This is a genomic window from Sagittula sp. S175, from assembly GCF_049800975.1.
Taxonomy (GTDB): domain Bacteria; phylum Pseudomonadota; class Alphaproteobacteria; order Rhodobacterales; family Rhodobacteraceae; genus Sagittula.
Map to the genome: position 1 here is coordinate 35,798 of NZ_JBNAGB010000020.1, position 24,080 is coordinate 59,877.

21 protein-coding genes and 1 pseudogene are annotated in these 24,080 nt (G+C 63.9%); 11 read left to right on the top strand and 11 right to left on the bottom strand.

Going from position 1 to position 24,080, the window contains the following annotated elements:
* Window positions 1-155: 155 nt before the first annotated feature.
* The 4 genes from ACP16H_RS20020 (at window position 156) to ACP16H_RS20035 (ending at window position 4,717) form a co-directional block, all read left to right on the top strand.
* Window positions 156-701 carry a L,D-transpeptidase gene (locus ACP16H_RS20020; protein ID WP_425074017.1) on the top strand — a complete coding sequence of 182 codons (546 nt, stop codon included), beginning with the start codon at window positions 156-158 and terminating at the stop codon, window positions 699-701.
* Between the two features lie 138 nt (window positions 702-839).
* Window positions 840-1,544, top strand: coding sequence for a CoA transferase subunit A (locus ACP16H_RS20025; RefSeq protein WP_425074018.1), 705 nt, complete (start codon window positions 840-842; stop codon window positions 1,542-1,544).
* Window positions 1,544-2,167, top strand: coding sequence for a CoA transferase subunit B (locus ACP16H_RS20030; protein WP_425074019.1), 624 nt, complete (start codon window positions 1,544-1,546; stop codon window positions 2,165-2,167). Before ACP16H_RS20025 ends, ACP16H_RS20030 begins: the two co-directional genes overlap by 1 nt.
* A 204-nt stretch (window positions 2,168-2,371) precedes the next feature.
* Window positions 2,372-4,717, top strand: a complete 2,346-nt coding sequence (locus ACP16H_RS20035; RefSeq protein ID WP_425074020.1) for a mechanosensitive ion channel domain-containing protein — start codon at window positions 2,372-2,374, stop codon at window positions 4,715-4,717.
* A gap of 348 nt (window positions 4,718-5,065) precedes the next feature.
* Here ACP16H_RS20035 and ACP16H_RS20040 read toward each other — a convergent pair whose 3' ends face one another.
* A complete protein-coding gene (locus ACP16H_RS20040; protein WP_425074021.1) occupies window positions 5,066-5,515 on the bottom strand; it encodes a phasin family protein in 450 nt (149 codons plus the stop codon).
* 143 nt (window positions 5,516-5,658) lie between these two features.
* Entirely contained in the window at window positions 5,659-7,464 is a 1,806-nt protein-coding gene (locus ACP16H_RS20045) for a PHA/PHB synthase family protein (RefSeq protein WP_425074022.1), read from the bottom strand.
* Between the two features lie 133 nt (window positions 7,465-7,597).
* Here ACP16H_RS20045 and phaZ point away from each other — a divergent pair, with 133 nt between their 5' ends.
* The gene (gene phaZ / locus ACP16H_RS20050; RefSeq protein ID WP_425074023.1) at window positions 7,598-8,869 is read left to right on the top strand and encodes a polyhydroxyalkanoate depolymerase; all 1,272 of its coding nucleotides are present in this window, start codon (window positions 7,598-7,600) and stop codon (window positions 8,867-8,869) included.
* A gap of 287 nt (window positions 8,870-9,156) precedes the next feature.
* Window positions 9,157-10,482, top strand: a pseudogene (locus tag ACP16H_RS20055) (dicarboxylate/amino acid:cation symporter).
* Between the two features lie 138 nt (window positions 10,483-10,620).
* Here the strand turns inward: ACP16H_RS20055 and ACP16H_RS20060 are convergent.
* Window positions 10,621-11,160 (bottom strand): adenine phosphoribosyltransferase, encoded by a 540-nt coding sequence (locus ACP16H_RS20060; RefSeq protein WP_425074024.1) that lies wholly within the window; start codon window positions 11,158-11,160, stop codon window positions 10,621-10,623.
* A gap of 287 nt (window positions 11,161-11,447) precedes the next feature.
* Here ACP16H_RS20060 and ACP16H_RS20065 point away from each other — a divergent pair, with 287 nt between their 5' ends.
* Window positions 11,448-11,636: a hypothetical protein gene (locus ACP16H_RS20065; RefSeq protein ID WP_425074025.1), complete on the top strand. Its 189-nt coding sequence runs from the start codon at window positions 11,448-11,450 to the stop codon at window positions 11,634-11,636.
* 37 nt (window positions 11,637-11,673) lie between these two features.
* Here the strand turns inward: ACP16H_RS20065 and ACP16H_RS20070 are convergent, their stop codons facing one another.
* The 5 genes from ACP16H_RS20070 to ACP16H_RS20090 form a co-directional block, all read right to left on the bottom strand.
* Window positions 11,674-12,297: a LysE family translocator gene (locus ACP16H_RS20070; RefSeq protein WP_425074026.1), complete on the bottom strand. Its 624-nt coding sequence runs from the start codon at window positions 12,295-12,297 to the stop codon at window positions 11,674-11,676.
* Between the two features lies 1 nt (window position 12,298).
* Window positions 12,299-12,991 carry a DUF2927 domain-containing protein gene (locus ACP16H_RS20075; protein ID WP_425074027.1) on the bottom strand — a complete coding sequence of 231 codons (693 nt, stop codon included), beginning with the start codon at window positions 12,989-12,991 and terminating at the stop codon, window positions 12,299-12,301.
* The gene (locus ACP16H_RS20080) at window positions 12,988-13,356 is read right to left on the bottom strand and encodes a 5'-methylthioadenosine phosphorylase (protein ID WP_425074028.1); all 369 of its coding nucleotides are present in this window, start codon (window positions 13,354-13,356) and stop codon (window positions 12,988-12,990) included. The genes ACP16H_RS20075 and ACP16H_RS20080 overlap by 4 nt, the downstream gene beginning before the upstream one ends.
* 1 nt (window position 13,357) lies before the next feature.
* Window positions 13,358-14,227 carry an S-methyl-5'-thioadenosine phosphorylase gene (locus tag ACP16H_RS20085; RefSeq protein ID WP_425074029.1) on the bottom strand — a complete coding sequence of 290 codons (870 nt, stop codon included), beginning with the start codon at window positions 14,225-14,227 and terminating at the stop codon, window positions 13,358-13,360.
* An 84-nt stretch (window positions 14,228-14,311) separates the two neighbouring features.
* Window positions 14,312-14,875 (bottom strand): hypothetical protein, encoded by a 564-nt coding sequence (locus ACP16H_RS20090; RefSeq protein WP_425074030.1) that lies wholly within the window; start codon window positions 14,873-14,875, stop codon window positions 14,312-14,314.
* A 162-nt stretch (window positions 14,876-15,037) separates the two neighbouring features.
* Between ACP16H_RS20090 and ACP16H_RS20095 the strand changes: the two genes are divergently transcribed.
* A complete protein-coding gene (locus ACP16H_RS20095; RefSeq protein WP_425074031.1) occupies window positions 15,038-16,642 on the top strand; it encodes a SulP family inorganic anion transporter in 1,605 nt (534 codons plus the stop codon).
* Window positions 16,643-16,741: 99 nt separating this feature from the next.
* On the opposite strand, the gene ACP16H_RS20100 is transcribed toward ACP16H_RS20095, so the two are convergent.
* Together ACP16H_RS20100 and ACP16H_RS20105 are read right to left on the bottom strand one after the other, a co-directional pair.
* A complete protein-coding gene (locus ACP16H_RS20100; RefSeq protein WP_425074032.1) occupies window positions 16,742-17,392 on the bottom strand; it encodes a CatB-related O-acetyltransferase in 651 nt (216 codons plus the stop codon).
* A gap of 150 nt (window positions 17,393-17,542) precedes the next feature.
* On the bottom strand, window positions 17,543-18,148 hold the full coding sequence (locus ACP16H_RS20105; protein WP_425074074.1) for a flavin reductase family protein: 606 nt from the start codon (window positions 18,146-18,148) through the stop codon (window positions 17,543-17,545).
* A 142-nt stretch (window positions 18,149-18,290) separates the two neighbouring features.
* Between ACP16H_RS20105 and ACP16H_RS20110 the strand changes: the two genes are divergently transcribed.
* Window positions 18,291-18,776, top strand: a complete 486-nt coding sequence (locus ACP16H_RS20110; protein ID WP_425074033.1) for a GNAT family N-acetyltransferase — start codon at window positions 18,291-18,293, stop codon at window positions 18,774-18,776.
* A 44-nt stretch (window positions 18,777-18,820) separates the two neighbouring features.
* Entirely contained in the window at window positions 18,821-19,594 is a 774-nt protein-coding gene (locus tag ACP16H_RS20115) for an EcsC family protein (RefSeq protein ID WP_425074034.1), read from the top strand.
* Between the two features lie 405 nt (window positions 19,595-19,999).
* On the opposite strand, the gene ptsP is transcribed toward ACP16H_RS20115, so the two are convergent.
* Window positions 20,000-22,240 (bottom strand): phosphoenolpyruvate--protein phosphotransferase, encoded by a 2,241-nt coding sequence (gene ptsP, locus ACP16H_RS20120; RefSeq protein WP_425074035.1) that lies wholly within the window; start codon window positions 22,238-22,240, stop codon window positions 20,000-20,002.
* A 623-nt stretch (window positions 22,241-22,863) separates the two neighbouring features.
* Here ptsP and ACP16H_RS20125 point away from each other — a divergent pair.
* Window positions 22,864-24,048, top strand: a complete 1,185-nt coding sequence (locus tag ACP16H_RS20125) for a 3-deoxy-D-manno-octulosonic acid transferase (RefSeq protein WP_425074036.1) — start codon at window positions 22,864-22,866, stop codon at window positions 24,046-24,048.
* The last annotated feature ends 32 nt before the right edge of the window (window positions 24,049-24,080 follow it).

Consider the following 24,080-nt stretch of genomic DNA (forward strand, 5'->3'; position numbering starts at 1 on the left):
CGAGGTATTTTGGAAACCAAAGAAGCAGGCGAGCGGGCGAGCCTTGCGGACCTGTTGCCGAAATGACCTCACATTCGTGGTAAAGGATGTGTGATTGGCCTTTGGTGTGAGAGACATGCATGTAACTGGCATGTTTTCGAGCAGAGAGGCCTGAGATGACACTTCTGACCCGACGTTCCCTGATGATTGCCGGTGCCGCTGCGCTGGTGGTGCCTGCCACGGCGCGTGCTGCCGAGGGGCGGCGCAATGTTTCCAGCTTTGCGAGCCAGGACTGGCGCGATCATTTCGATAGCCTGGGCAAGGGGTGCATCGTTTGTGATACAGAAAGCCGCGCGCTGCATTACTGGTCGGCCGATGGCAGCGATTACCGGGTCTACCCGACCTCGGTGCCGAAGACCGATGAGTTGACCAAGCGCGGCTATACCGAGATCGTGCGCAAGAAGGTCGGCCCGTCCTGGACGCCTACCGCCAGCCAGATGGAGCGTTTCCCCGACTGGCGTCCGGTTGCGGGTGGCGCAGAGGACAACCCGCTGGGAACGCACGCCATGTACCTCAGCTGGCCCGCCTACCTGATCCACGGCACCCATGACACGCGCAAGATCGGGCGGCCTTCGTCCGATGGCTGTATCGGTCTGTACAACGAGAAGATCGCGGAGCTGTTCGAGATCACCCCTATCGGAACGCAGGTTCGCCTCATTTAAGCAAAGCAGGTGCGCCTGATCTGACGCCGTTTGCGGTAACGGCTGCGGGCGGGGCGGCGGGGCCGTGCCGCCCGCGTTGACTCCGTGCTGCAGAGCGGCGAAAACCGCATGCGAGGGCACACACAGGAGGGGTGTTTCATGAAGAAGGTATACGGTTCGGCGTCCGAGGCGCTGGACGGCCTGTTGAGCGACGGCATGCTGATCGCCGCCGGGGGCTTTGGCCTTTGCGGTATTCCGGAACTGCTGATCGACGCCATCGTGGCGTCCGGGGTCAAGAACCTGACCGTCGCGTCGAACAACGCGGGCGTCGATGATTTCGGCCTTGGCAAGCTTCTGGCCACCCGCCAGATCAAGAAGATGATGTCGTCCTACGTGGGCGAGAACGCGGAATTCATGCGTCAGTACCTCTCGGGCGAGCTGGAGCTGGAATTCAACCCCCAGGGCACCCTGGCGGAGCGGATGCGCGCCGGTGGCGCGGGCATCCCCGGCTTCTACACCCAGACCGGCGTAGGCACGCAGATTGCCGAGGGCAAGGAGGTCAAGGTGTTCAACGGCAAGGAATATATCCTCGAAGAGGGGATCTTTGCCGACCTCGCCATCGTGAAGGCTTGGAAAGCCGACACCACGGGCAACTGCGTCTTCCGCAAGACCGCGCGCAACTTCAACCCTCCTGCGGCCATGTGCGGCAAGGTCTGCGTGCTGGAGGTCGAGGAGATCGTCGAGCCGGGCGCGCTCGACCCCGATCACATCCACCTGCCGGGCATCTACGTGCATCGCATCATCAAGGGCGAGCACGAGAAGCGCATCGAACAGCGCACCGTGCGCAAGCGTGAGGAAGCATAATGGCCTGGGACCGTAATCAGATGGCGGCACGCGCCGCGCAGGAACTCGAAGACGGCATGTACGTCAACCTCGGCATTGGCATCCCGACGCTGGTGGCGAACTACGTCGGCGACAAGGACATCACGCTCCAGTCCGAGAACGGCATGCTGGGCATGGGTCCGTTCCCCTATGAGGGCGACGAGGACCCGGACCTCATCAACGCCGGCAAGCAGACGATCACCGAACTGCCGCGCACAGCCTATTTCGACTCGGCCACGTCTTTCGGCATGATCCGCGGCGGCAAGATCGCTGCGGCGATCCTTGGTGCCATGGAAGTGGCGGAGAACGGCGACTTGGCGAACTGGATGATCCCGGGCAAGCTGGTCAAGGGCATGGGCGGCGCCATGGACCTCGTGGCGGGCGTGGGCCGCGTCATCGTCGTCATGGACCACACCAACAAGCACGGCGAGTCCAAGGTGCTGAAGGAATGCACCCTGCCGCTGACCGGCAAGGGCGTGGTGGATCGCATCATCACCAACCTCGGCGTGCTGGACGTGGTCGACGGCGGGCTGAAGATCGTGGAATGCGCGGAGGGCGTGACCGAGGACGAGCTGCGCGCGGCGACGCAAGCGACGCTGGTCTGATACACCCTCAAGGTGAAAACGCAACGGCGGTCCCGCGTGGGCCGCCGTTTTGCATTGCTGCGCTTGCACATCCGCGCCTTGAAATGTCCCCCCGCGCCCTAGCTGGTGACTGGACGCACACCGCGCAAGAGGCGCGGGCGAAGGCTTCGGGCGGGTGGGGGACACCGCCCCCGGGGCAGGACTGGACAAGACAAAGGGGCTCGCATGAGTTTCACGACCGGGGGCAGAGTGCTCCGGCAGGCGCTGGTGGCCTGCACTTTCGCCATTTCCCTCATCATGGCGGCACTGCCGTCGCTGGCACAGACAACGGTGGGCAGCGGCGCGCCGACCCCCACGGCGGTCGAGCAACTGACCCCGGAACAGGCCAAGGCCCTGGCTGACCTCCTCAGCAACGACGCGACGCGCGGCGCGCTGGTCGATGCGCTGAACAAGGTGGGCGAGGTGCCGGTGGACACGGGGTCGGCCGATCCCGCCGCGGCGGCGGCAACCACCCAGCCCGAGGAGGTCTCGCTGGGCCGCCGCGTCGCACAGGCGACACAAAACGCGGCCGAGACAGTGGGCAGCACGCTGACAACCTTTGGCGCGGCGCTGACCCGCGCGCCGGATGCCATCGACTCGGTGCTGAACGTCGACCCGGGCGTGATCTGGGACGCCATCCGCGAACTGGCGCTGGTGATCGCCGCCACCGTTGTGATCTACAACGTGCTGCGTCTGGTGGCGAAACGCATCTTTCGCCGCATGGGAGACGCCGCGCATGAACGCGGGCCGCTGCAAACCGGGCTGATCATCCTGGCCTCGGTCTTGATCGACGTGGCCGTGGTCGCCATCGCCTGGGGTGCGGGATATCTGCTGGCGCTCATGGCCTTTGGCACGACCGGAGAGATCGGCATCCGCCAGACGCTCTACCTGAATGCCTTCCTGATCGTCGAGATGGTCAAGGTCGTTGTGCGCGCGATCCTGTCACCCACCACGCCGGACCTGCGGACGATGAACATCCCCGACCGGGGCGCGGTCTACCTCAACCGCTGGATCGCCTTCATCACAAGTCTGCTGGGCTACGGCCAGCTGCTGGTGGTGCCGATCATCAACCAGAACGTCAACTACGCCACCGGGCGCGGCGTCTCGACCGTGATCTCGGCCTTGGCGATCCTGATCGTGATGGTGCTGGTGGTGCGCTGGCGTAAGACGGTCGCCGATTGGCTGATGGGAAGCCGCCTGCATGACTGGGGCAGCGCGATCCGCTTCCTTGCGCGCAACTGGTACGTGGCGGCGCTGGTCTACCTGGTGGTGCTGCTGGCGGTGGTGCTGGCGCGTCCGGGCGGAGTGCTCTTCCCGATGCTCTATGCCTCGGCCAAGGTGCTGGGGGCGATCGTGCTGGGCGCCATCGCGTCGAACCTGATGGGGCGGCTCATCATGCGCGGCGTCAAGGTGCCCGAGAGCATCTCGGAGCGCCTGCCGCTGCTCGAGCGTCGCCTGAACGCCTTCGTTCCGCGCGTGCTGACGGTCTTCCGACTGGCGATCTTTGCCGCCGTCGTTTTCTTTACCCTGAACACCATGGGCATCCTCGACGCGCAGGGCTGGCTGGAAAGCCAGGTGGGCGTGCGGATGACCGGCATGATCGTGTCGATCTTCCTGATCCTCATGTTCTCGTTCCTCGCCTGGCTGGCAGTGAACAGCTGGATCGACTTCCGCCTGAACCCGTCCTACGGCAGCCGCCCCACGGCGCGGGAACAGACGCTGCTGACACTTCTGCGAAACGCGGTCAGCATCGTGCTGATCGTCATCACGTTGATGTTCGTCCTCTCCGAGGTCGGCATCGACATCGCGCCGCTGATCGCCTCTGCCGGGGTGCTGGGCCTCGCCATTGGTTTCGGCGCGCAGAAACTGGTGCAGGACATCATCACCGGCGTCTTCATCCAACTGGAGAACGCCATGAACGTGGGCGACGTGGTGACCGTCGGCGGCACCACGGGCACGGTGGAGCGCCTCACCATCCGCTCCGTCTCTCTCCGCGACGTGCAGGGCGTCTTCCACATCATCCCATTCTCCTCGGTGGACATGGTGTCGAACTTCATGCGCGACTACGGATTCTACGTGGCAGACATGGGCATCGCCTACCGCGAGAACGTTTCGGACGCGAAACAGGCCATGCACGACGCCTTCGACGAACTGCGCGCCAACGAGGATTTCGCGCCGCACATCCTCGAAGACCTGCAATGGTTCGGCCTGAACAGCTTCGGTGCCTCCGATGTGGTCGTCCGCGCGCGCATCAAATGCGTCGCGGGCCAGCAATGGGGCGTAGGCCGGGCCTACAACGAGATCGTCAAACGCATCTTCGACGAACGCGGGATCGAGATCCCGTTCCCGCACCAGACGATCTACTTTGGCGAGGACAAGCAGGGCAAGGCACCCGCCGCCCCGATCCGCCTGATCCACGACACCGAGGACGCGCAGACCCTCGAGGCCAAGGCCGAAAAGCCCAAGGCAAGCCCGGACAAGGACGCCACCTTCGACGATGGCGAGGCAGAGGGCGACGCCAGTCCGCGCTGACCTCCGTCACTGCAACGCAATAAGGGCGGCCCCATCTGGGTGCCGCCCTTTTCCATGTCCAACGATTGCGCCAGCCCCTGCTTCTTTGGTTTCCCAAATACCTCCGCCGGAGGCCCCTCGAGGCCCGAGCCGCAGGCGACAGGCCGAGACACCCAGCGCGCCGCAGGCGCACCACGGGATAACAGCCGCGTAAAGAAAAACGGCGGGCGCCACAGGGCACCCGCCGCTCAAAAAGGAAGGGGGTGAGTTCCAGACGGAACCCACCCCCAGGATTTTGCGCCAAATGGGAGGAGAGGGCGCAAAAGCCTTACCCGTTACCCCCGAAGGGGCGCGGGAAACCCGTGCGAATTACTTCGCTGCCTCAGAAACCTTCTTGGCCGCTGCGGTCATCTCGTCCGATGCCTTCTTGGCGGCAGCGGTCATGTCTTCCGAGAAGTCCTTGCCAGCCGCCATCAGCAGCTCGACGGTGTCCATCTGGACCTTCTTGGCGATCTCGGCGAAAGCGGCCATGTTCTCGGCTGCGGTTTCTGCCTGAGCCGAAGCGAAGTCGGTCATCGCCTTGGCATAGTCAGCCGGCTCGGACTTGGCGCTGGTCATGGCGGACAGCTTGGTCAGGGTGTCCTTGGTCCAGGCGGCCGACAGCTCGGTCGACTTCTCGGCGGCTTCCAGAGCGACAGCCGAGAGCTTCTCGTTCATGGTCGCGGTGGTCTTGAAAGCGTCTTCCATTGCTTTGGTGTCGACCGGGAACGCGCCCATCATGTCTTTCATCATCGCGGTGAAGTCTTGCGTCTGTGCCATTTCGTAATTCCTCGTATCTCTGTTCCGCTGCTCAGCGGGCCCACCCCGTATTCTCTGCAGCTGCAAACAATATGCATGCTGCAGCGCAGCATTTCAAGTGAAATTCTGCGCTGCAGCAAAAAATGTCGAGGGCACGTAACAAGTCATTGAAATTGTTTGGCGGCCTTTAACTTCACGTAAGTTCCCGGAGCCGGGGCGAGCGACGGATGCTCCGAATCACCCGGAGCGCGAGCCGTAATCATCTTGCCGGACCGCGCCTTCAGCCACTCTTCCCAATGCGGCCACCACGACCCCTCGTGATGCGTGCCCTTGGCCTTCCACTGGTCGAAGGGCAGGGACAGGTCGTCGTTCAGATAATGCCCGTACTTGGGTTTGCCCGGAGGATTGACGATCCCCGCGATGTGGCCTGACTGGCCCAGCACGAACTCCTTCGACTTCGACCCCATCATCTGCACCCCGCGATAGACGTCGCGGGCGGCGGCGATGTGGTCCGTCTCGGTGGCGATGGACATCAGCGGTACGTCCACGTCCTTGACCGACAGAGTCTCTCCGAACAGCTTGTAGGTGCCTTTGGCGAATTCATTGCGCTGGCACAGGGCGCGCAGGTACTCGATGAACATCTTGCCCGGCAGGTTCGCCCCGTCGCCGTTCCAGTACAGCAGGTCAAAGGCAGGGGGCGTCTCGCCCATCATGTAGCTCTTGATCGCCGGTCCATAGATCAGGTCGTTGGACCGCAGGAACGAGAACGTCCGCGCCATGATGAAATGCGGCAGGATGCCTTCCTGGTCGATCTCCTGCTCGATCCCGTCGGCAAAATCCTCCTGCAGGAAGGGCGTGAATTCCCCTTGGTCGCTGAAATCCGTGAGCGCGGTAAAGAAGGTGGCCGACTTGATCGACTTGTCCTTGCGCTTCTTCATCAGCGACAGGGTGATCGACAGCGTGGTTCCGGCGATGCAGTAGCCCACGGCGTTGACCTGCTTGACCTTGCAGATGTCCTTGGCCACCTCGACGGCCTTCAGGAAGCCCTCTTCGACGTAATCCTCCATGCCCACGTCGCGGTACTTCGGATCGGGGTTGATCCAGCTGACCACGAAGAGGGTGTAGCCCTGATCCACCACCCAGCGGATCAGCGAGTTCTGCGGCTTCAGGTCGAGGATGTAGAACTTGTTGATCCACGGCGGGAACAGCACGATGGGGGTCTCGTGCACCTGTTCCGTGGTGGGCGAATACTGGATCAGCTCCATCATGCGGTTGCGATAGACCACTTCGCCCTGCGCCGTGGCGATGTTGCCGCCGACCTCGAAGGCACCTTCGTCCACCAGCCGCACCAGCATCTCGCCGTTGTTGGCCTCCAGGTCGCTGACGAGGTTCTCCAGCCCGCGCACGAGGCTCTCACCCTCGGTTTCCACCGCCTTCATCAGGGCGTCGGGATTCGTGGCAAGGAAGTTCGTCGGCGCGAACATGTCGATGATCTGCTGGCTGAAGTAGCGCAACCGGCGCTTTTCTACCTCGTCCAGATCGTCGATCGCTTCCACCGCCTGGCGCACCGCGTCGGCGTTGATGAGGTACTGTTCCTTGACGTAGTTGAAATAGGGGTGGCTGTCCCACAACGGGTTCTTGAACCGCTTGTCGGTGGTCTGGCTCTTCGGCGCAGGTGCTGTGAACTTGCCCGAGGCCAGCGCCTGCTGCGCCTCAACGAAATGCGTGACGGTCTTGCCCCAGAACCCCACCTGCTGCTCGATCAGCTTGGCGGGATTCGTGACCCATTCCTGCATGTAGGCCTGCGCCGCCTTGGTATACAGCGCGCTGTCCGGCCCGTTCAGCGCCTGCGGCGTCGGGTGGCGTTTCGTCAGGGCCTGCACCAGCCGCTGCGACAATTCCTCGACCCGCTTCAGGTTCGCCTCGAGCTTCTCGCGGTTTTCCCCTGCGACAACCGTATTTGTTGTCATTTAACTTTTCCCCCCCTATGCTTCGCAGTTGCAGAATTAACGTCGCCGGGGTCGGGGGGCAAAGCGACGAATTGGCTCTGGTCCGACACGCCGGAAACGGTGCAACGACCCCATGATAATAGGAGTAGCTGTCATGCGCTACATGGCGACGTACGATCTGATGGAAACGATGCGGAACACCAACCAATGGCTGGGTGCGACCGCCCGGACCATGGCATCGTACCCGGTGTTCTCGGTCATGCCGAACCCGGCCCTGCAATGGATGGCGGCATGGGGCGAGGTGACGGAACGCACCTTCGAACGCATGGTGGTCAAGCCCGATTGGGGGATTCGCACCTTCACCTGCGAGGATGGCAAGGACCACCTCGTCGATATCAAGACCGTGGTGGAAAAGCCCTTCGGCGACCTCATCCACTTCGACGTCATGGGCCGCGAGGAACAGCCGCGCAAGATCCTGCTGGTCGCGCCCATGTCCGGCCACTACGCCACGCTGCTGCGCTCGACGGTGAAATCGCTGATCGTCAACTCCGAGGTCTACATCACCGACTGGCACAATGCGCGTGACATCCCCGTCTCGGCAGGCAAGTTCGACGTCGAGGATTACACCCTCTACCTGATGGACTTCATGAAGCACCTCGGCCCCGAAGTGAACGTGATCGCCGTGTGCCAGCCCGCGCCGCTGACGCTGGCCGCGACGGCCTACCTGGCCGAACTGGAACCCGACGCGCAGCCCTCGACCCTGACGCTGATCGGCGGCCCGATCAACCCCGACGCCGTGCCCACCGACGTGACCGACTTCGGCGCGCGCGTGACCATGGGCCAGCTCGAGGAAACCATGATCCAGCGCGTCGGCTTCAAGTACAAGGGCGTGGGCCGCATGGTCTACCCGGGCCTGCTGCAGCTGGCCTCCTTCATGTCGATGAACTCCGACCGCCACGGCAAGGCGTTTCAGGACCAGATCATGCGCGTCTCGCGTGGCGAGGCGTCGGATCATGACGCGCACAACCGTTTCTACGACGAATACCTCGCCGTCATGGACATGCCCGCGGAATTCTACCTCTCGACGGTCGAGCGCATCTTCAAGAAGTGCGAGATCGCCAAGAACGAATTCGTGGTGAACGGCCACAAGGTCGATATGGGCAAGATCACCAATGTCGCGGTCAAGACCGTTGAGGGCGACAAGGACGACATCACCGCACCCGGCCAGTGCATCGCGGCGCTGGGCCTGTGCACCGGCCTGCCGGATTCGATGAAGGCCAGCCATGTCGAACCCGGCGCCGGTCACTACGGCATCTTTGCGGGCAAGAGCTGGCGCAACAACATCCGCCCGCTGGTGTTGGAGTTCATCGACGCCAACCAGCGCGGCGCCAAGAAGTCGGACGGCAAGGTGGTCAGCCTCGTCTGACGCGCTCGACCGCGCCAAGGTGATCTGCGCCCTAAATGGTTGATAAGACAAGCGATGCGTGGCCCACCCGGGCCGCGCATTTTCTTTTCCCGGCATCGGAAAAGATGCGGCTAAAACCTTGATTTTTGCCTCAAAATTGTGCGTAAATTTAATATCACACGCGAAAACTGTAATGTCGGCCGACAAATCCTTGGCTGCGCGCAGGGGGCTTCGCACAGACTGAGGGTCTGGAAACTGGAACCAAGGGGGCTGACATGACGGCAACGCAGACGCGAAGCACAGGAAAGATGTCACTCACGACGAAAATCATGCTGGCCATGGGGCTGGGCCTGATCGTCGGCGTGATCTTCAACAGCATCGATTCCGAACTCATCGACACCCACATCGTCGGCGGCCTGTTCTACATGATCGGCCGGATGTTCGTGAACGCGCTGCAAATGCTCGTCGTCCCGCTGGTGTTCTTCTCGCTGATCTGCGGCGTGGCGGGCATCGGCGACGTGCGCATCCTCGGCCGCGTCGGTGGCAAGAGCTTTGCGCTCTATATCGCCACCACCGCGACCGCCATCGCCGTGGCGATCCTGATCGCACTGGTCGTGGGGCCGGGGCAGGGCTTCGTCATGGACGGCTTCGACACCTCCTCGGTCACGGGCAAGGACGCCCCCAGCGTCTGGGACACCTTCGCCAGCGTCATCCCGCGCAACCCCGTCGCGGCCTTCGCGAATGGCGAGATGCTGCAGATCATTTTCTAGACCATCGTGCTGGGCGTCGCCGTCCTGATGATGGGCGCGCGCTCCAAACCCTTCGTCGAGGCCTGCGAGTACATGAACGAGGTCATGATGAAGGTCGTGCAGATCGTCATGGCCTTCGCGCCCTACGGCGTATTCTGCCTGATCGCCAAGACCTTTGCCGAACAGGGCCTCGGCCTCTTCATGCCGGTGCTGACCTACGTGCTGGTGCTGGTGGGCGCGCTGCTCCTGCACCTCTTCGGCACGCTGATGCTCTACCTGAAACTCTTCTCCGGCCTCAGCCCCGTCACCTTCCTGCAAAAGATTCGCCCGGCGCAGATCTTCGCCTTCTCCACCGCCTCGTCGAACGCGACGATCCCTGTCACCCTCCGCTGCGTCACCGAACGCATCGGGGTGAACAACTCGGTGGCCTCCTTCACCGTGCCCTTTGGTGCCACGATCAACATGGACGGCACGGCGATCATGCAAGGGGTGGCCACGGTCTTCCTCGCCAATGTCTACGGCATCGACCTCGGGCTGGGCGGCTACCTGACGGTCATCGCCATGGCGGTGCTGGCCTCCATCGGGACGGCGGGCGTGCCGGGCGTGGGCCTCGTGATGCTGACCATGGTGCTGGGCCAGGTCGGTCTGCCGATCGAGGGCATCGCCCTGATCCTCGGCGTCGACCGCCTTATGGACATGATCCGCACCGTGGTGAACATCACCGGTGACGCCGTGGTCTCCACCATCGTCGCCAAGGGCGAAGGCCAGGTCGACATGGAGACCTTTAACAACCCCGACGCAGGGATCATGACCGGCGACGACCTGCACATCGACGAGGCCGACGAAGCCATCCTCGCCGAAGCCGCCCACCGCCCGGCGGAGTAATACCAAGGGGCGCGGCCCATCCCATGCGCCGCGCCCCCGCTTCTTTGGTTTCACAAGTACCCTCGGGGGAATCGCTCCAAGGGAGCGATGGGGGCAGAGCCCCCCACCTCACGCGTCACGGCACGAGGACAGCGCCCCTCAAAGCCCCTCGTAGGCCACCAGCGCATGCACTTCCATGCCAAGGGCCTCCAGCCGCTTGCGTCCGCCGAGGTCCGGCAAGTCTACGACAAAGGCGCAGCCGATGACCTCGCCGCCCAGCCGTTCGATCAGGGAAATCCCGGCCTCCGCCGTGCCGCCCGTCGCCAGCAGGTCATCCACCAGCAGCACCTTTTCCCCCGGCAGGATGGCGTCGTCGTGCACCTCCACCGTGGCCTCGCCGTATTCCAGCTTGTAGCTCTGCTCGATGGTCTTGCCGGGCAGCTTGCCCTTCTTGCGCACGGGAACGAAGCCCGCCGACAACTGGTGCGCCACCGCGCCGCCCAGGATGAAGCCGCGCGCTTCCAGCCCCACCACCTTGTCGAACCGCACGCCCGCGTAGGGGTGCAGCAACTGGTCGATCGCCATGCGGAACCCGCGCGGATCGGAAAACAGCGTGGTCACGTCGCGAAACAGGATGCCCTCGTGCGGGAAGGGTGGGATGGTGCGGATATAGTCCTGGATCTCGGGGCGGCGGGTCATGTCGGGGCTCCGGTCTGGTTGCGGGACGGCCAAGGAAAAACCGCCCCAAGCGGTAGCTTGTGGGCGGTTCCTGTGCAAGGTCGGGGCCGCGCTGTGCAGACCTTGACCAATCAGCGGCGGCGGCCAAAGCCATACAGCGCGCGTTTCACCCAGGACAGCCGTGGCCGATTGCCGTCCAGCCGGTCGGTCAGGAACAGGGACTTTGCGAAGAAGGGGGACATGTGTTAACTCTCTTTGTATGAATGACTGCGATACTTTGTATATACAACGTATCGCCAAAAATCAAGATGCGCCGAATTGGTGAAGAGTTGGTTAAGAACGAGAAAAAGAAGAAAGAGGGCAAGGATTCCCAGCTGATCCTGCGCCTCGACCGCGAAGACCGCGACGCATTCGTTGCCCTGTGCAAGGACATGGACACCACCGCCTCGCGCGAGGTGCGCCGGTTCATCCGCGACTTCCTGAAACGCCACGGATGAATCCCGCGTAGGGCGGGGTTATCCCCGCCTTGCCCGCTCAAACGCGCCGCAACGTCGCCGTCAGCACGCCCATGCCGATCAGCGTTGCACCTCCGGCCCGCGTGATCCAGGCCAGCGCCGAGGGCCGCGCGATCCAGCCGCGCAGCCGGTCCGCCGCCAGCGCGTACAGCAGCGCGTTCAGCGTCGCCAGGGTCACGAAGGTCGCCACCAGCACCACGAACTGCGGCATCAGCGCCGCCTCCTGGTCGATGAACTGCGGGACGAAGGCTACGAAAAACGCGATGCTCTTGGGGTTCAGCGCCGTCACCGCCGCGTTATGCGCAAACACGCCCCGCGCCGTCACATCCGCGCCCTCGGGCAGGGTCAACCCGTCGCGCGGTGCCGAGCGGATCAGTTTCACCCCAAGGTACACCAGGTACACCGCACCCACCCATTTCAGCGCGGTGAACAGTGCCGCCGAGGTCGCCACCAGCGCCCCGAGGCCGGCCAGCGACGCCGACATGGCGACGAAATCTCCTGTCGCCACTCCGGCGGCCGAGGCCACGGCCACTGACCGCCCCTTGGACAGCGCGTAGGACAGCACCAGCAGGATGGTGGGTCCGGGGATCATCAAAAGCGCGGTTGAGGCGGCCACGAAAGTCAGCCAGGTCGTCAGGTCCATATCACTTCTCCACTGGATAATGACGACGCAGCACCATCAGGTCCTGCTCGCCGAATTGCTTGGTATCGTTGCTGTCCTGGCTGAAGATCGACACGCCCTCGTAAACCGGGTTGCGGATGTCGGTCATCAGGCCCAGCGACTGGGTCAGTTCCTCCAGCATGGCGGATTCGTAGTGGCTGATGTGCAGCCGCGTGCCAAACAGGATCGTCGCCCGGAGGATCCGGTGCGTGTCCTGCCGCGAAAAGGTGATGACGCGGGCGCCGGTCACCGTGACGCCATCCGCGCCCTCGATGCCCGACCCCTGCACCGGTGTGCGCCCGTCCGTATCCAGGAAATGGATTTCGATATCGGCGGGAGCCTCGGCCACCGGGCGCAGGCGCAGCCCCATCCCGGCAGCATTCAGATACTGCACCGCCCGCTCCAGCGCCGCCTGCGCCCGTTTGCGCTTGCCCCCCAGGAAAGCCCGGTCCATCGAGGCAATGCGCACCGTCAGGGCGCGGTCCGTCGGCCAATGTAGCAAGGGCTTGGCACACGGCTCCCCCGGCGGCGCGGCGCAGGCCACCAGCCGGTAGAAGTCATCGTCGGACAGCAACCCCTCGGTCTCAATGAAATCGCGGTCCTGCGCGGCGGCCAGCGGGACCGCCAAGGGCACCGCAAGCCCTGCCAACAGGGCCAGAAGCGGCCAGCGGGTCATTCGCGCCCCGGGTTGGTGTTGGCGATCATGGAATAGACGACGCGGTACAGCTGGGTCTCGGGCGCGGTGGCGCATTGCTTGAGGGTCAGCTCGAACAGCCCCGCACCGCCGACCTTTTCCACGATGTCGGTAAACCCTTTCTCGCGCTGCGTTGTCGCCATGCTCCACGCACCAAGGATCCAGCCCGCCGCCTGCGCATTCCGGCTGACGTCCTTGGCTTCGCGCGCGGCGAGCACATCGGCGCAGGTCCAGACCCCGGCCCCCATGAAGAAGCTGTCCTCGATCACCGCCCCCTGCTGCGCCCCCGCGCCTTGGGCAAGGTAGGTCAGGGTCAGAAGGGCAGACAGGGACAGGCGACCAACCATCTCAGAGAACGCGTCCCGCCACGGCATCGAGCTTTGCCAGCAGGGCCGGATCGCGTTTCTCAGGCGCGGTCATGATTGCGTATTCCAGCGCACGGTCGCAATGATGCGGGCAGGGCGCGCGCTCGGGCCCCAATAGGGCGGGAAGGCGGCGCACCATCTCGCGCCCCTTGTCGGCGTTGCCGGTCAGCACCTTGATGATCTCGTTGATGTCCACCGCGCCGTGGTCCGGGTGCCAGCTGTCGTAATCCGTGACCATGGCGACCGAGGCGTAACACAGCTCCGCCTCGCGGGCGAGCTTCGCCTCCGGCATGTTGGTCATGCCGATCACGTCACAGCCCCAGCTGCGGTACATCTTCGATTCCGCCATGGAGGAGAACTGCGGCCCCTCCATCGCCAGATACGTCCCGCCCTTGTGCACGGTAATGCCCGCGTCCTGCGCGGCGGTGAAACAGGCCTCTGACAGGCGCGGGCAGGTGGGATGCGCGACCGACACATGTGCCACGCAGCCGGTGCCAAAGAACGACTTTTCGCGCGCAAAGGTCCGGTCGATGAAATCATCCACCACCACGAAATGCCCCGGTGCCATCTCCTCGCGGAACGACCCGCAGGCCGAGACGGAAATCACGTCTGTCACCCCCAGCCGTTTCAGCGCGTCGATATTGGCGCGATAGGGCACGGTGGTGGGGGAATGCACGTGGCCGCGCCCGTGACGCGGCAGAAAGGCCATCTTCACCCCGTCCAGCGACCCGGTCAGGATCTCGTCGGACGGCGCCCCCCAAGGCGTCTCGACCGCCGTCCACTGCGCGCCCTCAAGGCCGTCGATGTCATAGATGCCGGAGCCGCCGATCACGGCGATCATCGTTTCGGTCATGTGGGATCCCTGCTGCTGGCGCTTTGGCTTTGCGGGCAGTTAGCCACGCCCCCCGTGCAAGTTCAAGGCATGGGGCTGGCAGGATTACCCGGAGGGCAACAGCCCCCGCGCCCCGCTGTTGCGCATAAGGTCGGCATGCGCCTCGGCAAAGCCCTCCAGCGGCCAGGTCAGGTCCTGCGTCTTCCCGTGCCGGTCCCGAAAGCCCAGACGAAACGCACCGCCCTCTGCCATGGCCTCCACCAGCTCGCCCGCATCCTGCCCGGTAAACGTGCAGCTGACCCCGGTCAGGCAACCGGGGCTGTGGGTGCGCCACGTCATGTCCGCGCCGCGTTCGATGCGAAAACCGTTCGGCCCGAACAGCGTCCCCGGCTCGATCCCGAACTCCACCGTCAGTGCCTTGTCGTCGTAATGCACGAAGGTGAATATCGCGCCGAACTGCGGCGCGGGCGAGAAGACGTCGACGTGCCGGATATAGCAGCGCTGGTGCAGCCCGGCGGGCTCTTCGCGCTCGTCGCACATGCTTTCCCACAGGCCAAAGCGCTCTGAGTGCACCACCCGCCAGTTGCTGGCGCGGTCCTCGCCATCGAGGCTTTGGGCGTGAACAGGCAAGGCGGATAGCGCCAAAATCAGCGGCAGGAAGTGTTTCATGGATGTCCCCCAGGGTCGTGTTGCCAGACCGGCGTGCCACGCGAAGGAGATCACGGCCAAGCAAACACCCGGTGAGCGGGACGTGAGGACGCCGCATTGCGGCGAGGGTGGCCTTTCAGGGCGATTGGCGCTAACAGGCGCACGCGAACGAAAGGACCCGAGATGAAGCGAAACGCCTTGGCGCGCTATGCCGACAGCATCACCATGCCCGATCTGCGGGTCTCTCCGACCGCGCGGCTGACGCAGGGACAGATCAAGACCGACGTGCTGTCCGGCCTGACCGTGGCGCTGGCGCTGGTGCCCGAGGCGGTGGCCTTTGCCTTCGTCGCGGGGGTGCATCCGCTGGTGGGGTTGTACGCCGCCTTCCTCGTGGGGCTGGTGACGGCGATCTTTGGCGGCCGTCCCGGCATGATCTCGGGCGCAACAGGCGCTCTGGCGGTGGTCATGGTGGCGCTGGTGGCGGAACACGGCGTGGAATACCTGTTCGCGACCGTGGTGCTGATGGGTATCCTGCAACTGATCGCGGGCGCCTTGCACTGGGGCAAGTTCATCCGGCTGGTGCCGCACCCGGTGATGCTGGGCTTCGTCAATGGCCTCGCCATCGTGATCTTCCTCGCGCAGCTGACCCAGTTCAAGGACCCCGAGAGCGCCACCGGCGCCTACCTCGGCGGCATGGACCTGTGGCTGATGCTGGGGCTGGTGGCCCTGACCATGCTGGTGATCTGGGGCCTGCCCAAGCTGACGAAAATCGTTCCCGCGCCGCTGGCAGGCATCGCCGTGACGGCGGTGGTGGTGATCCTCTTTGGCCTCGATACGCCGCGCGTCGGCGACATGGCCTCGATCGAGGGCGGCTTTCCGGCGTTCCACATCCCGGCGGTGCCCTTCGATATGGAAACGCTCCAGATCATCCTGCCCTACGCTGTGATCCTCGCCGCCATCGGCCTGATCGAATCGCTGCTGACGCTGAACCTTGTCGGCGAGATGACCGGCCAGCGCGGCGGGGCCTCGCAGGAATGCATGGCGCAGGGCGCGGCCAACGTGCTGACCGGCTTCTTTGGCGGCATGGGCGGCTGCGCCATGATCGGCCAGTCGATGATCAACGTGAAATCCGGTGGCCGCACCCGCATCGCCGGGATCGTCGCGGCGATGTTCCTTCTGTCCTTCATCCTCGTCGCTTCGCCGCTGATCGAACTGATCCCGCTGGCGGCGCTGGTCGGCGTGATGTTCATGGTGGTGATCGGCACATTCGCGTGGAACTCGCTGCGCATCCTCTTCAAGGTGCCGCTGACCGACGCCTTCGTTATCGTGCTGGTGACGGTGGTGACCGTGTATGAGGACCTCGCGGTCGCCGTGGTCGTGGGTGTGATCGTGTCCGCGCTGGCCTACGCCTGGAACAACGCGCGCCGCATCCACGCCAAGACCTACACCACCCCCGAGGGCGCCAAGGTCTACCAGGTGCAGGGCCCGCTGTTCTTCGGCTCATCGGACGGTTTTATCGAACTGTTCCAGGTCGAAGACGATCCCTCGCTGGTGGTGGTCGACTTCGCCGACAGCCGCGTGGTGGACCAATCCGCTCTTCAGGCGATCGAGGCCGTGGCCGCGAAATACGACGCGCTGGGCAAGCAGGTGCAACTGCGCCACCTGTCGCGCGACTGTCACCGGCTCTTGTCCAAGGCCGGTCACCTGATGATCGATTCCGACGATGATCCGGATTACGAGGTCGCGGTGGATTACGGCGTGCGGACGGGCATTCTGGGTGGGCACTGAGTTGCGCGGTCGGACCGGGGCGCTGCCCCGGACCCCGAGGGTATTTGGATCAAGATGAAGGCAGGGTCGGTCATTAGACCGGCCCTGTTTCGTGTGCTCTCAGAGGCGCAGAGCAGCAAGCGCGTCGATGTCTGCGGTTTCGAGAGCCTGGCGCGCTTTGGCGATGGCCTCGGGCGGCCAGTCCCACCAGGCGAGGGCTTTCAGGCGCGCGATCTGGTCCTCGCTGAACCGCATCCGCACGACCCGCGCCGGGTTGCCGGTCACGACCGCGTAATCCGGGATCGTCCCCCGCACGACCGCCCCGGCGCCGACAATGACCCCGTTGCCGATCCGCACGCCGGGCAGGACCATGGCACCATAGCCCAGCCAGACGTCATGGCCGACGACGGTGTCGCGCGTGTCGGGCTGGTAGCCTGCCATGGTCTCGGGGGCGAACACCGCGAAGGGATAGGTCGTCAGCCCATCCATCGCGTGATTGGCCGAGGCCCCGATGAAGCGCACGCCATGTGCGATCTGGCAGAACTTGCCGATGCGCAGGCAGTCTTGGCTGAACGGGAACAGGTAGGGTGCCAGCCGCGCCGCCCAGTCCTGCGGCGGGTCGAAGTCGCTGGCATAGGTGTACTCGCCCACAAACAGGCGGGGATGATCGACGACCGCCTTCAGGTGGACGGTGCCCGCGTGGGGCGTGCCATCGGGCAGGGTGATGGGATGGGTTTGCTGCGCATCGGGCAGCGCGAAGGGAGCAGGCATGGAAACCTCCTTTGAAATCCGTGAACGTTCAGGGGTTCAGAGGTGCTGGTCCATGGCTCCCTCCATCGGCGATGCATGTCCATAGCATGGATCGCGTGGGGAGGGCAGCCTTTTCGTCGAAAAGGCTTCGGCCCCACACGGATCAGAACATCACTCGCCGGGCCGCTTCAGTTCGAACTTCTCGCGCACCACCGTGTAATCGCGGTAGCCCATACGCGACAGCGGGTTGAAGGCCAGCACGTCGAACACCCCATCCACAAGGCAATTGTCCCGGATATGGATCCCCGTCACCTCGCCAAAGACGGCAAAGTTCGACTTGCCCTCCAGCGGCACGATCTGCGTCAACCGGCATTCGAGGTTCGCCGGTGCGGAGAGCACGCGGGCGCAAGCGATGGTGTCACATTCGGCCTTCTCGATCCCGGCGGCGGCGAATTCGTCCACCTCCTTGCCGAACCATTCCGAGGTGGCGTTCATCGCATCCCGCGCCGCGTATTCCACGATGTTGACGCAGAACACCCCGGTCTCGCGGATCTGGGTGACGCTGTCCTTGGTGTCGCCGCGATCCTCCTTCGACCCGGTCGAGCAGAACATGACCTGCGGTGGCACGTAGGCGCAAGCGTTGAAGAACGAGTAGGGCGCAAGGTTGTCATGCCCATCAGCGCCGCGCGTCGAGATCCAGCCGATAGGGCGTGGCGTGACGATGGCGTTGAAGGGATTGTGGGGCAGGCCGTGGCCGTCCTCGGGGCGGTAGAACATCATGCGCTCCTGTTTGCAGGCGATTGGTCCGAGTGATAGGCCGTTTGTACGGAAAGTGCACGCGGGATGGTTTTGCGTCCTTGCACGGGACGTGCGCGTCGCTATGTGGGGCAGGGAAACGGATCACGGGGGGCTTTGAGCCTTGTACACGACGGCGGTGGAGCGGCCCGAGGATCTCGATGAGGTCGAAGAACTCTACGACATGGCCTTTGCGCCGGGTCGTACGGCGCTGTCCTCCTATCGTCTGCGCGATGGTGTGCCGCCGGTTGCGCCGCTGTGCCGTCTTGCGCGGGACGAGGCGGGGACACTGGTTGCCGCGATCCGCTACTGGCCCGTGAAGATAGACGGCTTCGACGTGTTGCTTTTGGGGCCGGTGGCGGTGCATCCGGTGACGCAGGGCGCGGGTCTCGGTGGGCGCTTGATCCGCGAGTCCCTGGCCACGGCGGCCGAACTGGGGTTCGAGCGCGTTCTGCTGGTCGGCGATCCGCCCTATTACATGCGCTTCGGGTTCTTCCATCTGGACGGGGTCATCATGCCGCCACCGACCAACCCGGCGCGTGTGCAGGGGCTGGAACTGAAGCCCGGCTCCTGGGACGGCGTGCGCGGCGAGGTGGTGCGCGCGGCTTGAACGCGCCCGTTTCGGTGCCATCTCTTGGGGCAGGAGGATCGTAAATGACTCAAAACCTGCCTGTTCCTGTCGCTGTCGCGGAGACCGAAACCGAGATCCGCACCTTGGCGAAACGCTACAAGTCGGCGAATTCCGTCGGCATGCAATTGCTGAACCTCGTTGGTGGGCAGGCAGAGAACCTCATGGAAAAGCTGCCCGACAACGTGAAGGACCGGCTCGAACTGGTGGCGGAGCGGGCCCTGACCACGGCGCTGAGCGCGGCGAACCGGTCGCGCGGGGTTGTCCCGGACCAGAAGGGCTGGCTGAACACGGCGATCACCACGGCGATGGGGGCTGCGGGCGGATTGGGCGGCTTGCCCTCTGCCATGGCCGAGATGCCCGTCACTGTCACCGTGCTGATGCGCGCCATGCTGGCGATTGCAGCGGAGCATGGCTATGATCCGGACAGTCCCGAGGTGATGAAGGAATGTCTGGCGGTCTTCGCCTCGGCAGGGCCCTTGTCTGAGGATGACGGGGCCGATCTGGGATTTCTGGCGGCGCGTGTGTCGATCACGGGGGCCAGCGTCAATGCGCTGATCGCCAAGGTTGCGCCGAAGGTTGCGACGGTCCTGGGGCAAAAGCTGGCGGCGCAAACTGTGCCCGTACTTGGCGCGGCTGCCGGAGCAGCGGTCAACTATGCCTACACGTCCTATTATCAGGAAATGGCGCATGTGCATTTTGGGCTTTTGCGGCTGGCAGAAACCAGTGGAGTTTCGCGGGCAGAGCTTCTGGCGGCACTGAAGGACGAACTGGAACCGCCTCGTATTCGTAGAAACTGAATTTAAGATTTTCGGTAACTTCGTCTTAAGAACCGGAGACTATGTTGATGGGCATCCGGGGTGCAGAAAGCCTCGTGAGAAACGCCCGTCCAGATCCCTAGTGTCAGGCGCCCTCGAACAATGGGCAGAACCTGCGGGTGGAATTGGGTTTCTGTCGCGCAGAAGCGGGGCAGGGCTCTTGGCCAGAATGGTAGAGAGCGGATGAGAGACGTCACGGCCTAACGCGCTCCGGTTTGGTGCAAAACGCCCAAACCGGAGCGCTTTTTCGTTTTGTAGGCTCGGGTGGGCCGTGTCGCTCGGGCGTCACCCGGACGATGGGCGTATCCTTCGGTCGCGAAGCGCTTCGGCACGAGCCGTCCGAATTGGCCTGTCCGGGGTTGGAGGCGAGCTTGCCGTGTCTCAGTCTCAGGACGAGTCGCGCAGGTATTCCATGACGGCTTGCCGCACCGATTGTTCGCCGCGCAGTTTCGCCTCTTCGATGACGTCGCGGACTTCGGTCAGCGAGTAGCGCATCAGCAGTGCCTTGACCGGGCCGATGGAGGCCGGGCGCATGGAAAGCGTACGGATGCCGATGGCGGCGAGGCAGAGTGCCTCGACCGGGCGTCCTGCGTCTTCGCCGCAGAAGCTGAGCGCCGTGCCTGTGGCCTCGCAGCGTTTCACGATGTTTTCGAGGAAGGTCAGGAACGAGGTGTTGAGCGAGTCGTAACGGCGGCGCACGCGTTCGTTCTCGCGATCGGCTGCAAAGAAGAACTGTTTCAGGTCGTTGCCGCCGATGGACAGGAATTCCACCTCGCGAAAGAACCGGTCCGACGCGAAGGCCAGCGAGGGCGTTTCCAGCATGCAGCCGATTTCCAGTTTCGACGGCACCGCGTGGCCCAGACGTTTTTCGCGCGCCATCACCGTGTCCACCTCGGCGCGGGCGCGGGCGTATTCCTCGTACTGGGCGATGAAGGGGAACATGATCGACAGCGGGCGCCCGTTGGCGGCGCGGAACAGCGCCTGCAACTGCATGCGCATCACGCCGGGGCGGTCCAGCGCCACGCGGATTGCGCGCCAGCCCAGTGCCGGGTTCGGCTCCTCCTGCGGCTTCATGTAGGGCAGGACCTTGTCCGACCCGATGTCCAGCGTGCGGAAGACCACGCGCTTGTCCTGTGCCGCGTCCAGCACGCGGGCATAGAGCGAGGCCAGTTCCATCCGACGCGGCATCTGGTTGCGCACGAGGAATTGCAGTTCCGTGCGGAACAGGCCCACGCCCTCGGCGCCGGAGCTTTCCAGCGAGGGCAGGTCGGCCATGAGCCCTGCGTTCATGTGCAGGTGCACGTGCCTGTTGTCCGCGGTGATGCAGGGCTTGTCGCGCAGGACGGAATAGCGCTCCATCGCCTTGGCCTGCATGGCCATCTTGTCGCGGAAGGCGCTGACGACAGTGTCGTCCGGACGCAGGTGCACGATACCCTGATCGCCATCGACGAGAACAAGGTCGCCATTCAGCGCTTCGTTTGTGACGCGCTCAGCGTGGATGACCAGGGGGATCGCGAGGGCGCGGGCGACGATGGCCGCGTGGGAGCCGACAGAGCCTTCCTCCAGCACCACGCCCTTGAGGCTGCGTCCATATTCCAGCAGCTCGCCGGGCCCGATGTTGCGCGCGATCAGGATCGGGTTATCCGGCATCTGCGCACCGGTCTCCTTGCCCTGACCCGTCAGGATGCGCAGCAGGCGGTTCGACAGGTCGTCAAGGTCGTGCAGACGTTCACGTAGGTAGCCGTCGGTGACCTGCGCCATGCGCGCGCGCGCCTGAGACTGTTCCTTCTCCACCGCCGCCTCGGCCGACAGGCCAAGGTCGATGTCCTCTTCCATCCGCTTCAGCCAGCCCTTGGAATTGGCGAACATCCGGTAGGCCTCGAGCACGTCGACCTGGTCCTGATCGCCCGAGGCCCCCGCCACCAGTTCGTCGACAGAGACCCGCAGCTGGTCGACCGCATCCTGCAGGCGCTTGCGCTCTGTTTCCGGATCATCGGTGACGAGGTTCGTCACCACCACGCGCGGTTCATGCAGCCAGGCCTGGCCCATGGCCGTGCCTTCCTGCCCCGTCGCTCCCCGGAACAGCACTGCCTGCGTATGGCGTTTCTTCAGCGCGGCCCCTTCGCCGACGAAGGCGCCCAGTTCGGCCATTTCAGCCAGAACCATGGCGACCACTTCGAGGGCGTAGACTTCGTCCTCCGAGAACTCGCGCGCTTCCTTGGACTGGACGACCAGAACGCCAAGCTTCTCGCCCAGCCGCTGGATCGGGATGCCGAGGAAAGAAGAGTAGATCTCTTCGCCGGTCTCCGGCATGTACCGGAACCCGCGCTCGGCGGGAGCATTGGCGGTGTTTACCAGTTTTCCGGACTTGGCCACGCGCCCCACAAGGCCTTCACCCAGCTTCATGCGTGTCTGATGCACAGCCTCGGCGTTCAGGCCCTGTGACGCGCAAAGCTCCAGAGTGACCGGATCGCGGAACAGGTAGATGGAGCAGACCTCGCTGCCCATGCTGTCGGCGGTCAAATGCGTGATCTTGTCCAGCCGCGCCTGACCGGCAGCGTCTTCGGCCATCGTATCCCTGAGCCGACCAAGAAGCTTGCGGCTTTCCGATTCTGTACTGGGGGCCATGGTCTTTACGGGCATTCCTTGGACTGTCGGACGAGGGATAGAGCATCGCGTCAGGCTTGGGAAATGCCTTTTCGTTTAGAAACGGTTAAATTTCCCGTTATGCGGGAAATCTGGCGGAAAAATGAGGCGTGGTTTTCTTGGAATTCGGGTGTCTAGCCAGCGCATCAAAAGACCCGTCTAGCGAGCAGAGATCACGGCGATTTCAGAGTTACACACAAAGTTGCCCACAGCCGCGAGGTGGTCCGTGCCACCAGAATTGGCAAATTGGGGGTGAGTTTGTGGATTGATCGTAAAAATGATACTTTTTGCAGCTTTCAACGAGTTTATGTGACGAATATATGGGGTAACCGGATGCGGAACTGCCGAGCCTAGCGTGTGGAAATCTCTGGGGATGCTTTTCGCGCAACTCGAAGATTTACTCAATGCTTTGTTTAGCGAGCATTTTTCTTGGAGGGGTGCTATCGCGACGGCGAGGGCCGCCAAGACGCCCCGTCGCACCTTTGATCGTCTTATGGCGTGGCTTGCCATTTCGACCAGCTGCAGCCACATGCGTAACATCAATCGCGCGGGTGCTTGGATGACGAAAGCGGTCCAAGGCCCAGTTCCTGAAGGGTTTCCCGGAGATGTGGCGCTACCGTGTCCTGATAAGCCTCCTGGCCAGCGTCGTTTTGCTGCGCCATGGTCGAGGACGCCTCGTTGCGCCGAGCGCATCGACGCAAGACCACATCTGGGTGCACGGGGCATCGAACGGCGAGCTGGCCTCCGTGCGTCCCTTGCTGGAAAAATTGATTGCCCGGCGCCCCGACCTGCATTGGCTTGTCACGGCAAATACCGAGACCGGGCGAGACATGGTGCGTGGCTGGACCTTGCCGAAGGTCGATGCGCATCTGGCGCCGGTGGACCTGTCCTGGTTGACGCGGAAGACCCTACGCGCAAGAAATGTTACGGCGCATGTGACCCTTGAGGCCGAGCTTTGGCCGCACCGCGTCCTATCCTGTCCGGGACCGGTCATCCTTCTCGGCGCACGCATGAGCGATGGCACGGCGCGCGGTTGGGCGAGGCTTGGCGGTCTGGCGGGCAGGGCGCTGAGCCGCGTGGCCTTTGCGTCTGCACAGGATCAAGGGTCAGCGCAGCGCTTGCTTGATCTTGGGCTGAGTGACCGCGCGCTTGGTCCGGTGGTCGATTTGAAAGCGTTCTATGACGCGCAGCCAATCAAAATCCCGTCTGGCATCCATCGGGCAAAAACGTGGCTCGCCGCGTCTACACATGAAGGCGAAGAGCAAACCGTCATTGCCGCCCACATCGCGGCGCGGAAAGCAGAGCCGGGGCTGCGGCTGATCCTGGCGCCGAGGCATCCGCGGCGCGCGGCAGAGGTGCGGGCCATGATCGAGGCCGCGGGCCTTGAGGTCGGTCAGCGCAGCGCCGGAGATAGCCCGGACCGGGGCGAGGTCTATCTGGCGGACACCATGGGGGAAATGCCGCTTTGGTACGCCGCCTGCGGCCGTGTTTTTGTCGGCGGAACGCTGACCGATCGCGGCGGTCACACACCATATGAGCCAGCGGCGTACGGTGCCTCGCTCATTCATGGGCCGGATGTGCGGAACTTTCGCGCGGCCTATGCGCGGCTCGAACAGGCTGACGCTGCCCTCTGCATTGCCGATGCCGCAAGCCTTGCGGGCGCACTGTCTGCGCTCGCGGACGAGACCCGGCAGGTTCAGGCGGGCCGGACGGCACAGGCCGTTCTGCGGCCCGACACCAATCTGGATGCCGTGTGCGACGCGGTGCTGCGCGTGCTCGACAAAGGCTGAGCACCGCTTGAACGGGCCGTTAATATGCTTAT